General features: G+C 66.0%; 14 protein-coding genes. 6 read left to right on the forward strand and 8 right to left on the reverse strand.

Annotated elements, in window-relative coordinates; all coding sequences use genetic code 11:
* The first annotated feature begins 119 nt into the window (after window positions 1–119).
* Together rpmB and JN280_RS07800 are read left to right on the forward strand one after the other, a co-directional pair.
* Window positions 120–416, forward strand: coding sequence for a 50S ribosomal protein L28 (gene rpmB / locus JN280_RS07795; RefSeq protein ID WP_202311224.1), 297 nt, complete (start codon window positions 120–122; stop codon window positions 414–416).
* Window positions 417–506: 90 nt separating this feature from the next.
* Window positions 507–1,187, forward strand: coding sequence for a queuosine precursor transporter (locus tag JN280_RS07800; protein ID WP_202311225.1), 681 nt, complete (start codon window positions 507–509; stop codon window positions 1,185–1,187).
* Between the two features lie 340 nt (window positions 1,188–1,527).
* On the opposite strand, the gene JN280_RS07805 is transcribed toward JN280_RS07800, so the two are convergent.
* The 4 genes from JN280_RS07805 to JN280_RS07820 all read right to left on the reverse strand — a co-directional run bounded on the left by JN280_RS07805 (window position 1,528) and on the right by JN280_RS07820 (window position 6,130).
* On the reverse strand, window positions 1,528–2,538 hold the full coding sequence (locus JN280_RS07805) for an esterase-like activity of phytase family protein (RefSeq protein ID WP_202311227.1): 1,011 nt from the start codon (window positions 2,536–2,538) through the stop codon (window positions 1,528–1,530).
* A complete protein-coding gene (cobT, locus tag JN280_RS07810) occupies window positions 2,535–4,433 on the reverse strand; it encodes a cobaltochelatase subunit CobT (RefSeq protein ID WP_202311229.1) in 1,899 nt (632 codons plus the stop codon). The genes JN280_RS07805 and cobT overlap by 4 nt, the downstream gene beginning before the upstream one ends.
* A 13-nt stretch (window positions 4,434–4,446) precedes the next feature.
* Window positions 4,447–5,433 (reverse strand): cobaltochelatase subunit CobS, encoded by a 987-nt coding sequence (cobS, locus tag JN280_RS07815; protein ID WP_202311231.1) that lies wholly within the window; start codon window positions 5,431–5,433, stop codon window positions 4,447–4,449.
* Window positions 5,434–5,512: 79 nt separating this feature from the next.
* Window positions 5,513–6,130 (reverse strand): J domain-containing protein, encoded by a 618-nt coding sequence (locus JN280_RS07820; protein ID WP_202311234.1) that lies wholly within the window; start codon window positions 6,128–6,130, stop codon window positions 5,513–5,515.
* Between the two features lie 144 nt (window positions 6,131–6,274).
* Between JN280_RS07820 and JN280_RS07825 the strand changes: the two genes are divergently transcribed.
* On the forward strand, window positions 6,275–6,577 hold the full coding sequence (locus JN280_RS07825; protein WP_202311236.1) for a BolA family protein: 303 nt from the start codon (window positions 6,275–6,277) through the stop codon (window positions 6,575–6,577).
* Window positions 6,578–6,671: 94 nt separating this feature from the next.
* Here the strand turns inward: JN280_RS07825 and JN280_RS07830 are convergent, their stop codons facing one another.
* From JN280_RS07830 to JN280_RS07845, 4 genes are all read right to left on the reverse strand, one after another.
* Window positions 6,672–6,905: a type II toxin-antitoxin system Phd/YefM family antitoxin gene (locus tag JN280_RS07830; protein ID WP_202311238.1), complete on the reverse strand. Its 234-nt coding sequence runs from the start codon at window positions 6,903–6,905 to the stop codon at window positions 6,672–6,674.
* Between the two features lie 73 nt (window positions 6,906–6,978).
* Window positions 6,979–7,848, reverse strand: coding sequence for a transporter associated domain-containing protein (locus JN280_RS07835; protein WP_202311239.1), 870 nt, complete (start codon window positions 7,846–7,848; stop codon window positions 6,979–6,981).
* Window positions 7,845–8,954 carry a 3-dehydroquinate synthase gene (gene aroB, locus JN280_RS07840; protein WP_202311240.1) on the reverse strand — a complete coding sequence of 370 codons (1,110 nt, stop codon included), beginning with the start codon at window positions 8,952–8,954 and terminating at the stop codon, window positions 7,845–7,847. Before aroB ends, JN280_RS07835 begins: the two co-directional genes overlap by 4 nt.
* Complete coding sequence (locus tag JN280_RS07845) at window positions 8,951–9,574, reverse strand: shikimate kinase (RefSeq protein ID WP_202311241.1); 624 nt, start codon at window positions 9,572–9,574, stop codon at window positions 8,951–8,953. Before JN280_RS07845 ends, aroB begins: the two co-directional genes overlap by 4 nt.
* 128 nt (window positions 9,575–9,702) lie before the next feature.
* Here JN280_RS07845 and JN280_RS07850 point away from each other — a divergent pair, with 128 nt between their 5' ends.
* The 3 genes from JN280_RS07850 (at window position 9,703) to JN280_RS07860 (ending at window position 11,837) form a co-directional block, all read left to right on the forward strand.
* Complete coding sequence (locus JN280_RS07850) at window positions 9,703–9,852, forward strand: histidine kinase (protein WP_202311242.1); 150 nt, start codon at window positions 9,703–9,705, stop codon at window positions 9,850–9,852.
* A 3-nt stretch (window positions 9,853–9,855) separates the two neighbouring features.
* The gene (locus JN280_RS07855) at window positions 9,856–10,782 is read left to right on the forward strand and encodes a site-specific tyrosine recombinase XerD (protein WP_202311243.1); all 927 of its coding nucleotides are present in this window, start codon (window positions 9,856–9,858) and stop codon (window positions 10,780–10,782) included.
* Between the two features lie 104 nt (window positions 10,783–10,886).
* The gene (locus JN280_RS07860; RefSeq protein WP_202311244.1) at window positions 10,887–11,837 is read left to right on the forward strand and encodes an acetyl-CoA carboxylase carboxyltransferase subunit alpha; all 951 of its coding nucleotides are present in this window, start codon (window positions 10,887–10,889) and stop codon (window positions 11,835–11,837) included.
* The last annotated feature ends 114 nt before the right edge of the window (window positions 11,838–11,951 follow it).

Below are 11,951 nucleotides of genomic sequence, written 5' to 3' on the forward strand. Positions count from 1 at the left end.
GGTCAAATGCCACTATGGAACGCCAACTTTTCCCTCAAGGCCGCCTGACAAGCCCGCGCGCCGATCCCTGTTTGGTGCGGCTTGGACAATTGGCCCGGTACGAATTGAAGGTTACGAAAATGTCTCGCGCTTGTGAACTGACCGGCAAGGCTGTCCAGACCGGCAACAATGTGAGCCACGCCAACAACAAGACGCGGCGCCGCTTCCTGCCTAACCTCGTCAATGTGACGCTTATCTCGGAAGCGCTGAACCAGAATGTGCGCCTGCGCATCTCGGCGAACGCCCTGCGTTCGGTCGAGCATCGCGGCGGTCTCGACGCGTTCCTCGTGAAGGCCGATGTGGCCGAGCTTTCCCAGCGTGCCCGGCTTCTGAAGAAGCAGGTCGTGAAGAAGCTTGCCGAGCAGACTGCCGCCTGATAGCAAGTTCCAAGGCGGGGGACGACCGCCTTCCGGAGCAGTCGCCTCTCGTGGTTCCGCTCCACTGGTTCCATCACCCAGGATAAAAAAATGTCTTTCTTTTCCAAGTACCTGCCATTCGTGGCGGCTATGGCGCTCATCGTCATGGCATCCAATGTGCTTGTGCAGTTTCCCATACAGGGGCAGCTTGGCGTCCTCTCGCTCGCCGACATCCTGACCTGGGGCGCTTTCACCTATCCTTTCGCGTTCCTTGTCACCGACCTCGCCAACCGCCGGTACGGGCCGGCAATCGCGCGGCGCGTCGTCTTCGTCGGCTTCGCTGCGGCGGTGCTCTGCTCGATCGTCGTGCCGCCGCTGCTCTATCGCTACGGGCTGATCGAATTCGAGACGGCCGCGGGACGCCTGGTGCGCATTGCCGCCGCCTCCGGAAGCGCCTTCCTCGTCGGCCAGCTTCTCGATGTCACCGTGTTCAATCGTCTGCGGCGGCAGAGCTGGTGGCGCGCTCCGGTGTTCGCCTCGCTGGCCGGCTCGGTCGTCGACACCGCCGTCTTCTTCAGCATCGCCTTCTCGGCCACCTTCGCCTTCTTCGGACCCGACGACGCCTTCGCACTGGAGCAGGCGCCGCTGCTCGGCCTGTTCGGCGCGCAGGCCGAGCGCTGGGTTTCCTGGGCGCTCGGCGATCTCGGCGTGAAGCTCGTCATCGCCGTCTTTGCGCTTATTCCCTACCGGCTGATCGTGGCCCGTTGGAGCGCGCGTCTGGCGGCGGCGTAGCGGCAGCCGGTTGGCTGCGTCGCTGCGGCGACAGTATTTCCAGTCAGGAACATGGCATACCCCTCATCCGACCGCGCTTCGCGCGGCCACCTTCTCCCACAAGGGGAGAAGGGAGCGCTGCGGCGACGCTTCCGCCAGTCGTCGACGTTAACGATTTGCAGTGCCGGCAAAACCAGGCTCCGGCCTTCTCCCGGTGTGGGAGAAGGTGGCCGCGCCCACGGGTCTTGCCTCCGGCAAGCCCGAGGACAGGCTCCGCGCGGTCGGATGAGGGGTAAATGCTGGGGCGCCACGTAGCAGTGCAACCCTGCCACCGCAAAGCCGACCTTGCGGAAAATACGCCTCAATCCTCGTGCAGGCGGAACTCCAGGTAGAGATTGCGCTGGAGCATGGAGTGGTTGTCATCCGACATCAGCGACACCATCAGCGCGCCGTCGTCGCGGCGCCAGACGTCCATCGCCTCCATATTGTCGATCTGGTAGCCCATGTCGGCCGACATCAGCACCGGCCCGTCGGCGATCTGGCCCTTGGCGATCGTATCGCCCTTGATCCGGCGCAGCCGCATGGCGACACCGTCGGCCATGGTGAAGCGCCGCTCCAGGAGCAGCAGGTCTCCGTCCGGCAGGAAGGCACCGTCGGTGATGTCGAAATTGTCTTGGCGCCGGATCGTGAAGACGCCTTTGCCGGGCCCTTCGAGGATGGCGGCGAAGACGTTGCCCTGCTTGTCGATGCTGCGCTCCGACACGACGATCAGGCTGCCGCGCAGATTACCGTCGGCAGGCGCGCGCGCGACCGTCTCGAAGCCCTTGTTCCGGCGCAGCTCGACCTTCGGCACCACGAGATCGAGCTCGCGGAACGGTGCCTTCATGTCGTCCCGATCGATGCGGAACCGGGCGATGCGATGATTGCGTTCGAAGCCGACCGTGGCGACGTCGTCGGTCACATCGAGCCCCTCGGCGTCGACGAGCCACTTCTCGCCGATCGGATTGCCGCCGGCGTCGACCATCTGCTGCATGGTGAAGCGGCCGATGCCGGTCGGGCGCCGGTCCGCATCGCGGGTCACAATGCCGAAGAACCAGAAGCCGGTATCGGCGACGCCGACGAAGTCGCCGCCTGGCGAGAGGAAGCGGAACGACGACAGCGCGCCGAAGTCACGCCCGGACGAGGTCATCTCCAGCCCGCCGACGAATTCGAAAGGGCCGAACTGCTTATCGTCGCGGCCGATGCGGAAGTTGGTGATCGGCCGGGCTCTCACCTCCAGCTGCTCGACCGCGGCCCTGTCACGGGCCGTCGCCGGCGGCACAGCCGCGAGCAAGCCCAGAGCGATCGCGACGAAAAGGGAGGGTTTCTTCATCCGGCCCGCCGCAAACCGCTGCGGCGGGTGTCCCGGGTCGATTCCTCGCCGAACAGCGAGGCGAGTTGCTCGGTCATGGCCCCGGCAAGCTCCTCGGCGTCGACGATGGTCACGGCGCGCCGGTAATAGCGCGTGACGTCGTGGCCGATGCCGATCGCCAGGAGCTCGACCGGCGAGCGCGTCTCTATCAGCTCGATGACGGCGCGCAGATGACGTTCCAGATAGTTGCCCGGATTGACCGACAGCGTCGAATCGTCGACCGGCGCGCCGTCCGAGATCATCATCAGGATCTTGCGCTGCTCGGGCCGGCCGATCAGGCGGTTATGCGCCCACAGCAGCGCCTCGCCGTCGATGTTCTCCTTCAGCAGCCCCTCGCGCATCATAAGGCCGAGATTGCGCCGGGCGCGCCTCAGCGGCGTGTCGGCGCTCTTGTAGATGATGTGGCGCAGGTCGTTGAGGCGGCCGGGATTGGCGGGCTTGCCGTCCTTCAGCCATTTCTCGCGCGACTGCCCGCCCTTCCAGGCGCGCGTGGTGAAGCCGAGAATCTCGACCGCGACGCCGCAGCGCTCCAGCGTGCGGGCCAGTATGTCGGCACAGGTCGCCGCCACCGTGATCGGCCGGCCGCGCATGGAACCCGAATTGTCGAGCACCAGCGTCACCACCGTGTCGCGGAACTTGGTGTCGCGCTCCTGCTTGAAGGAGAGCGGCTGCATCGGGTCGATGACCACGCGCACCAGGCGTGCCGGATCGAGATAACCTTCCTCGAGATCGAAGTCCCAGGACCGGTTCTGCTGGGCCATCAGGCGGCGCTGCAGGCGGTTGGCCAGGCGGCCGACGACGCCCTGCAGATTGGCGAGCTGCTTGTCGAGGAAGGCGCGCAACCGGTCGAGTTCCTCCTCGTCGCAGAGCTCCTCCGCGCCCACCGTCTCGTCGAAGGCTGACGTGAAGACCTTGTAGTCGATCTCCTTGGGCAGGTTGACGAAGGGGTTGTCGGGGCGCTTGGCCTCGCCGGGTGTCTCTGCGTCGGCATCCTCGTCATCCGACATGTCGTCGGCCGTCGCGTCCGAAGCCTCGGTCTCTCCGGTCTCCTGCTCCTCGGCGGAGGCTTCGGCGTCGTCGGATTGGGATTCGTCCGATCCGGAGTCCTCCTCGCCGCCCTTCTCGCTGTTTTCCTCGCCCTGCGGCTGGTCGTCATTGTCGTCCTGGGCGTCCTCGGTCTCCTCGTCGTCGCCGAGTTCTTCGGCCATCTCCATGGAGGCGAGCATCTCGCGCACGACGCGGGCAAAGGCCTGCTGGTCGTCCAGCTTGTCGGCCAGGCCGTCCATGTCGGCGCCGGCCTTGTCCTCGACCCAGTTGCGCCAGAGGCCGACCATGCGCTCGCCGCTCTTCGGCACGGCGCGGCCCGTCAGCTTCTCGCGCACGATGAGCGCGATCGCCTCTTCCAGCGGAGCGTCGGCCTGATCACGCACGTCGGCGAGATTGGCTTTGGCGTATTTGTCCTCCAGCATCATGCCGATATTGTCGGCCACACCCTGCATGGCGCGGCTGCCGATCGCCTCGCAGCGCGCCTGCTCTACAGCGTCATAGATGGCGCGGGCCTGCTTTCCATCCGGAGCGAGGCGGGTGTGGATGCGCATGTCGTGGCAGGCGCGCTTCAGCGCCATGGAATCGCCGAGCCCGCGAGTGACGGCGATGTCTGTCTTAGACGGCTTCTTCGGCAGTTCGGGAAGCCGCGCCCGGTTTCCGGCCAAAGCGGGCCGGTCCTTCGCAAAGGCGATTTCCATCTCGTTGTCGCCGGCGATCGCGCGCATGGTGACCGTCACGGCGCGCTTGAAGGCGTCCGTGTCGGTGCCGTTCTTCGGCTTGTTGCGCGTGTTGTCTCCGGGGCCCGCCATCGGTCTTACCGGTTCAGCCGAGCACCACGTTGGCCGCCGATTCCGGCAATTCCTCGCCGAAGGCGCGCTGATAGAATTCCGCGACCACGTTGCGCTCGAGCTCGTCGCATTTGTTGAGGAAGGTCAGCCGGAACGCCATGCCGACGCTGCCGAAGATCTCGGCGTTCTCGGCCCAGGTGATGACGGTACGCGGGCTCATGACGGTCGACAGATCGCCGTTCATGAAGGCCGAGCGGGTCATGTCGGCCACACGCACCATCTTGTTGACGATGTCCTTGCCCTTTTCGTTGCGGTAGTGCTTGGCCTTGGCCAGGATGATCGCGACTTCGTTATCGTGCGGCAGATAGTTCAGCGTGGTCACGATCGACCAGCGGTCCATCTGCGCCTGGTTGATCTGCTGTGTGCCGTGATAGAGGCCCGTCGTGTCGCCGAGGCCGACCGTGTTGGCCGTGGCGAACAGGCGGAAGGCCGGATGCGGGCGGATGACGCGGCTCTGGTCGAGCAGCGTGAGGCGTCCCGACGATTCCAGGACGCGCTGGATGACGAACATCACGTCGGGCCGGCCGGCGTCGTACTCGTCGAAGCAGAGCGCGACATTGTGCTGATAGGCCCATGGCAGGATGCCGTCGCGGAACTCGGTCACCTGCTTGCCGTCCTTGACCACGATCGCGTCCTTGCCGACGAGGTCGATACGACTGACATGGCTGTCGAGATTGACGCGCACGCAGGGCCAGTTGAGACGCGAGGCGACCTGCTCGATATGGGTCGACTTGCCGGTGCCGTGATACCCCGACACCATCACGCGGCGGTTGAAGGCGAAGCCGGAGAGGATGGCGAGCGTGGTCTGCTCGTCGAACAGATAGTCGGGGTCGACATCGGGCACGTGCTCGGTCGCTACCGAATAGGCCGGCACCACCATCCTGGAGTCGAAGCCGAAGACCTGCTTCACCGACACCGTCGTGTCGGGCAGGTTGGCGATATCGCGATCCATCTTGTTCATCACTTCTCCACGCGCGAAGGTCTTCGCTTCGCCGGCAACCCATCTTTTCTTCGGGGGTGGTCTTTATCAGACCCTGCGCTCAACACAAACCTGCTTGTTTGAGCACGCGATATGCTTGGAGCACGTCGCGGAACCGATCTTCCGAACCCCTGTCACCGCCATTCGCGTCGGGATGGTGGCGCTTCACGAGTTCCTTATAGCGGGACTTGATGTCCGCGCCAGTCGCCTTTGTATCAAGGCCGAGCGTTTCGAGCGCCTTGGCCTCAAGCGGTTTTGCCTTGCGCTCGCGCGGACCGTCATGGTCCCGGCCGCCGTTGAACAGGTTGTAGGGGTCGCGAATGCGGTTGTAGTAGCCGGCGCGGCCCGAGCGCTGCTGCGCGAAATCGGGCGCGGAGCGCGCCGCGCCGTTGATGCCCATCGTCCATGTCGGCCGGTGACCGGTCAGCGCCTCCTTCTGGAAGCGCGCGATCTCGGAGTCGGCGAGACCGGAGAAGTAGTTGAACCCCTTGTTGTACTCGCGCACATGCTCGAAGCAGAAGCGGAAATACTCGCCCTCCTTCAGCCGCCCGACCGGCGCGCGATGCGTGCCGGCCTCCGCGCAGCCGTCCCACTGGCAGCGCGGCGCGCGCGACTTCAGCTCCGCCTCCGGATCGGGCCGGACGCGGATCCGGTCGAAATATTTGGAATAGGACGTCATCGGTTCCATTTATGGGAAGATGGGGCCGCGAGACAAGAATTGACATTTCCGACGCAATCGCCCTAACCGCTGAATCGCGGCCATCGGGTGCAGTTTTTTCAGATTTTCGCGGCGGCAAGCCACATATGGTGAAGGAATAGCGTGATGTCCATACAGGCGACGATGGAAGCCAAGCTGACAGAGGCCTTCCGCCCCGAAAGGCTGTCGGTGATCAACGAGAGCCATCTCCATGCCGGCCATCATCACGCGGATTCGGGCCACCACGCTACCTTCGACGGCTCCGGCGAAACGCATTTCCGGGTGCGCATCGTATCGCCGGCCTTTGCCGGCATGAGCCGCATCGACCGCCATCGGGCCGTCAACGGGCTGCTGGCCGACGAACTCGAGGCTGGGGTCCATGCGCTGGCGATCGAACCGGCCGCGCCGGGAGAGAAGACGCGCTGGTAAGGAAGCGCGTCAGCCGTCGAGTGATGCCGGAGTGTTCGCGACGGTCGGCCGAAACCCGTTACGACAGATCGTCGCGACGCGGGATCGGGTATGATCAAGTCCCGGCTTCCCAAACATCGTCGCCCACTGGCTCCATGGGAGCGTCGTAGCGCAGCACCGTCCCACGCAAGGTCTCCAGCGAATCCCGTCGCGGCGCGGAATAGCGGCGTATCTCGAGCCTGGGCTGGCCGCGGTCGGTAATGACGACAGGTTCCCCTGTCGTTTCGACCCGGCGAAAGAACTCCAATGCCCGCGCCTTGAACTGCGACTTCGACACATGCTCGGTCATGATCGTCCACCTCCGAAGGACATACAAAGCCATGCTCGAAAGTGGCCGGCAACAACGACCGGCATATGAACCGTCACTGCTGCTCGGCCGGCCTGATCCTGATCCGCGTGATGCGGTTCTTCTCGCGCTTCATCACGATGAAGCGCTTGGCATGGAAGGTGAAAGCCTGCTTCTCCTCGGGGATCGATTGCGTCTCGTGGATGACGAGGCCGGCGACCGTGGTGGCCTCGTCATCGGGAAGGTTCCAGCCAAGCGCGCGGTTCAGGTCGCGGATCGGCACGGAACCGTCGACCACGATCGAGCCGTCCGCCTCCTGCTTGACGCCCTGCATGTCGACGTCGTGCTCGTCGGCGATCTCGCCGACGATCTCCTCGATAATGTCCTCCAGCGTGACCAGTCCCTGCACCTCGCCATATTCGTCGACGACGATCGCGAAATGCGCCTTGCGGCGCAGGAAGGCGTTGAGCTGGTCCTGCAGCGAGGTCGTGTCGGGCACGAACCAGGGCTTGGACGCCACCTTCATGATGTCGAGCTTCGAAAAGTCGTTGCCGAGGTCATGGAGCGCGCGCAACAGATCCTTGGCATGGACGACGCCGACGATGTCGTCGAGCGAGCCGCGCCACAGCGGCATGCGGGTGTGCGGGCTCTGCAGGATCTCGCGGACGATCGTCTCCCGGGGATCGTCGACATTGACGGAGCGCATGTTCATACGGTGCACCATCACGTCCGACACCTCGAGACCCGCCAGATCGGCCTGCCATCCGGCGCCGGCCGGCGCGGTCGCACCGTCGCGCCGAGCGCCTTCGAGCCGTTCCTGCGCGCCCGCGGTACCGGCCTTGTCGGGCACCGCGCCGGGCGCGAACCTGCGGCGGGCGATCAGGAGCAGGGCACCGGCCGTCGCCAGGGCCAGCACCGCCAGCGCGCCGACAAGCTCCGGGCTCATCCCGGATGGTTCTGCTTCAGGAAGGAAAGCACCTCCGAGGCGGGCACGTCCCTGGCGATGAAGGAGCGGCCGACGCCACGGGTGAGGATGAAGGTCAGCGCGCCGCGCGACACCTTCTTGTCCTGCTGGATGTAGCCAAGCAGCCTTTCGGCATCGGGGAGTTCGCCGGGGATGTCGGCCATGCGCCAGGGCAGGCCGACGGCCCGGAGATGAGCCTCCACACGGGCCGCGTCGTCCTGGCTCGCCAGATTGAGGCGCGCGGAGAAGCGGTGCGCAAGCGCCATGCCGATCGCCACGCCCTCGCCATGGACGAGACGCCCGCCGTCATAGCCGGTCGCGGCCTCCAGGGCATGGCCGAATGTGTGGCCGAGATTGAGCAAGGCGCGATCGCCGGTCTCGAATTCGTCGCGCGCCACGACATCGGCCTTGGCCTGGCAGGACACGGCGATCGCGCGCGTGCGGGCGGGACCGCCTGAAAACACCTCCCGCCAGTTGGCTTCCAGCCAGGCGAAGAAATCCGGCCGGTCGATAAGGCCGTATTTGGCGACTTCGGCGTAGCCGGCCCGGAATTCCCGCGCCGGCAGCGTATCCAGCACGCCGGTGTCGGCCAGCACGAGGCGAGGCTGGTGGAAGACGCCGACGAGGTTCTTGCCGTGGGCGCTGTTGATGCCGGTCTTGCCGCCGACCGAAGAATCGACCTGGGCGAGCAGCGATGTCGGTATCTGCACGAAATTCATGCCGCGCCGCACAATGCCCGCCGCGAAGCCGGCAAGATCTCCGATCACGCCGCCGCCGAGCGCGACGACTGCGTCACCGCGCTCGAGCCGCGCGGCCAGCACGGCGTCCACGACATCCTGCAGGGCGGCGAAGCTCTTGGTCTTCTCGCCCGGCGCGAGCGTCAGGGCAACGGACGGGACGCCGCCGGCGGCGAGGCCCGCCTCCAGCCTTGCCAAATGCACGGGCGCGACGTTCCCGTCGGTCACGATCGCGGCGCGGATGCCGGGCAGCCGGGCGGCGATCTCGGCGCCTGCCGCCTCGATCAGGCCCGGTCCGATCAATATGTCGTAGCTGCGCTCTCCCAGCCCGACGGTGACCCGCTCGCTCATGGCATCTCCTTTGCGGCGTGGGGTGCCTGGACCCCGGCCTGCGCCCCGCCGTCCAGTGCCGCGAACAGAGCGGCGATCACCTCGGCGGCGATGACCTCCTTGCGTTCGTCGCGGGTCGGCACGGTGACGTCGGCCCTGGCATAGACCGGATAACGCTCGGCCATCAGCCGCTGCATGACGGCCCGCGGATCGGGGTTCTTCAGCAGCGGACGGTTCTGCTTCTTGGACACCCGTTCCATCAGCGTGTCGATGTCGGCCTTCAGCCAGACGGACACGCCGCGCTCGGTGATGGCCTGGCGGGTATGCTCGTTCATATAGGCGCCGCCGCCGGTCGACAGGACCTGCGGTCCGCTTTCGAGGATGCGCGCGATCACGCGCTGCTCCAGCGCGCGGAATTCGGCCTCGCCGTAACGCTCGAAAAGCTCGGGAACCGTCATGCGCGAGACGGTCTCGATCTCGTGGTCGCTGTCGGTGAAGGAAAGACCGAGTGCGTTCGCCACCCTGCGGCCGATCGCCGTCTTGCCGGCGCCCATCAGCCCCACGAAGACAATCGAACGGCTGCCCAGGCGCCGAAGCACCTCGTCCGGCCGCTGCTCCATCGGGATGTGCTCGGTCGTCATCGTCTCTCGTCCTGCCGGTCGCGTATCGACATGAAAAGGCCTGTTGCGTCAAGCGCCGCGGCCGCCTTGAAATGGCGCGGTGCCCGTCGGATAAGGACCAGAATCGTAAAAGGCGCGCGAATCGACCGATGCCGACACTGTTCCGGTTGCTGATGACCCTCGCCGTGATCGCCGGCGTCGTCTACGGCGCGATGTTCGCGCTCGCCACCTTCGTCCAGCCGAACCAGGGCGAGATGATCGTCAGGATCCCGCCCGACAAGCTCAATCCGAAGAAGTAGGAGATGCGCAGCGCCGCCCGCATCGAGGCTTTCCTGGAGATGATGAGCGCCGAGCGCGGGGCGGCCGACAACACGCTCGCCTCGTACCGGCGCGACCTCGACGATGCGGCCGAGCACATGGCCGATGCGCCGGGAGGGCTGGCGGGCGCCGGTGCCGCCGACATCCGCGCCTATCTCGACGGTATCGCCGAGCGCGGCTTCGCACCCACCTCGCAGGCGCGAAAGCTCTCCGCGCTGCGCCAGTTCTTCAAGTTCCTCTATGCGGAAGGGCTTCGCGCCGACGATCCGACCGGCACTCTCGACGCGCCGCGCAAGGGCCGGCCCCTGCCCAAGACGATGAGCGAGGCCGATACGGGCCGCCTGCTCGACCGGGCCGCGGCGGAAGCGCGCGACCCGGCAGAGGGCGGTGCGGCCCGGGTCGCGGCGAAACGGCTGCATGCGCTGGTCGAGGTGCTCTACGCCACGGGCCTGCGCGTTTCGGAACTGGTATCGCTGCCCGCCTCCGTGGCGCAGCGCGACGAGCGTTTCTTCATCGTGCGCGGCAAGGGCGGCAAGGAGCGGATGGTGCCGCTGTCCAAGGCGGCGCGCGAGGCGATGCGCGCCTGGACGGCCGAACGCGCCGCCGTGCCGCGCCTCGACGAAAGCCCCTGGCTGTTCCCGGCGTCGTCGGAGAGCGGCCATCTGCCGCGCCAGGTCTTCGCGCGCGAACTGAAGGGGCTCGCCGCGCGCACCGGCATCGCGGCGGCGAAGGTCTCGCCGCATGTGCTCCGCCACGCCTTCGCCAGCCATCTCCTGCAGAACGGCGCCGACCTGCGTGCCGTGCAGCAACTGCTGGGCCATTCCGACATCTCCACCACGCAGATCTACACCCATGTCCTGGAGGAGCGGCTGGTCAGGCTGGTGCAGGACCATCATCCGCTTGCCGACTAGGCCTCGGATCGTTATGTGAGGGCAGCATTCCGGGCGCCGGGCCCATTTTCCCGTCAATTCCGGCGTCGTTTCGAACCGTATCCCGCGTCCTGGTCCGCTCACGAATGTATAATTACCTCGATTTCGAAAAACCTGTCGCCGACCTCGAAGGCAAGATTATCGAGCTGAAGAAGCTCTCCGAGAGCGGCGAGGCGGTGGATGTCGGCGACGAGGTCGCGCGGCTGGAAAAGCGCTCCCGCGACGCGCTGCGCGACATCTACAAGCAGCTCAATCCCTGGCAGAAGGCGCAGGTCGCCCGCCATCCCGACCGGCCGCACTGCCTCGACTATGTCGATGCGCTGTTCACCGACTTCACGCCGCTGGCAGGCGACCGCGCCTTCGGCGACGACCACGCCATCGTCGGCGGCTTCGCCCGTTTCCGCGGCGAGCCGGTTGCCGTCATCGGCCAGGAGAAGGGCTCCGACACCAAGAGCCGGCTCAAGCACAATTTCGGCATGGCCAAGCCCGAAGGCTACCGCAAGGCTGTGCGTATCATGGAACTCGCCGACCGTTTCGGCGTGCCGTTGATCAGCCTGGTGGACACGGCCGGTGCCTATCCCGGCATCGGCGCGGAAGAACGCGGCCAGGCCGAGGCCATAGCACGCTCGACCTCGGCGTCGCTCGGCCTCAAGATCCCGTCGCTCTCCGTCATCATCGGCGAGGGCGGCTCGGGCGGGGCGATCGCCATCGCAACGGCGAACCGCGTCTACATGCTCGAGCATTCGATCTACTCGGTGATCTCGCCGGAGGGTGCTGCGTCGATCCTGTGGCACGATTCGACCCGCGCCAAGGATGCCGCGACATCGATGAAGATCACGGCCCAGGACCTTCTGGAGCTGAAGGTCATCGACGGCATCATCGCCGAGCCGCTCGGCGGCGCGCATCGCGCGCCCGAAAAGGTGATCGCCGCGACCGGCGACCAGATCGCCCGGACGCTGCACGATTTCGCCGGCTCCAATTCCGATTTCCGCGAGCAGCGCCGCGAGAAATACCTGGCGATCGGCCGCAGCCTGTAGGAGCCGCGCCGCACGCGGCGGACGGCCGCGTTTTCGCCACAAAATTGCCGCCAGCTTTGGTTCAATAACGATGCCGTGAGGGAAGGACGGTCCGCTTGCGGTAGCGATTCTTTA

Source organism: Mesorhizobium sp. L-8-10, from assembly GCF_016756635.1.
Taxonomy (GTDB): Bacteria; Pseudomonadota; Alphaproteobacteria; order Rhizobiales; family Rhizobiaceae.

Bases quoted from the DNA above. Each gene is read 5' to 3' on its own strand.
- rpmB (WP_202311224.1), top strand. From the start codon at position 120: ATGTCTCGCGCTTGTGAACTGACCGGCAAGGCTGTCCAGACCGGCAAC.
- JN280_RS07800 (WP_202311225.1), top strand. From the start codon at position 507: ATGTCTTTCTTTTCCAAGTACCTGCCATTCGTGGCGGCTATGGCGCTC.
- JN280_RS07805 (WP_202311227.1), bottom strand. From the start codon at position 2,538: ATGAAGAAACCCTCCCTTTTCGTCGCGATCGCTCTGGGCTTGCTCGCG.
- cobT (WP_202311229.1), bottom strand. From the start codon at position 4,433: ATGGCGGGCCCCGGAGACAACACGCGCAACAAGCCGAAGAACGGCACC.
- cobS (WP_202311231.1), bottom strand. From the start codon at position 5,433: ATGAACAAGATGGATCGCGATATCGCCAACCTGCCCGACACGACGGTG.
- JN280_RS07820 (WP_202311234.1), bottom strand. From the start codon at position 6,130: ATGACGTCCTATTCCAAATATTTCGACCGGATCCGCGTCCGGCCCGAT.
- JN280_RS07825 (WP_202311236.1), top strand. From the start codon at position 6,275: ATGTCCATACAGGCGACGATGGAAGCCAAGCTGACAGAGGCCTTCCGC.
- JN280_RS07830 (WP_202311238.1), bottom strand. From the start codon at position 6,905: ATGACCGAGCATGTGTCGAAGTCGCAGTTCAAGGCGCGGGCATTGGAG.
- JN280_RS07835 (WP_202311239.1), bottom strand. From the start codon at position 7,848: ATGAGCCCGGAGCTTGTCGGCGCGCTGGCGGTGCTGGCCCTGGCGACG.
- aroB (WP_202311240.1), bottom strand. From the start codon at position 8,954: ATGAGCGAGCGGGTCACCGTCGGGCTGGGAGAGCGCAGCTACGACATA.
- JN280_RS07845 (WP_202311241.1), bottom strand. From the start codon at position 9,574: ATGACGACCGAGCACATCCCGATGGAGCAGCGGCCGGACGAGGTGCTT.
- JN280_RS07850 (WP_202311242.1), top strand. From the start codon at position 9,703: ATGCCGACACTGTTCCGGTTGCTGATGACCCTCGCCGTGATCGCCGGC.
- JN280_RS07855 (WP_202311243.1), top strand. From the start codon at position 9,856: ATGCGCAGCGCCGCCCGCATCGAGGCTTTCCTGGAGATGATGAGCGCC.
- JN280_RS07860 (WP_202311244.1), top strand. From the start codon at position 10,887: ATGTATAATTACCTCGATTTCGAAAAACCTGTCGCCGACCTCGAAGGC.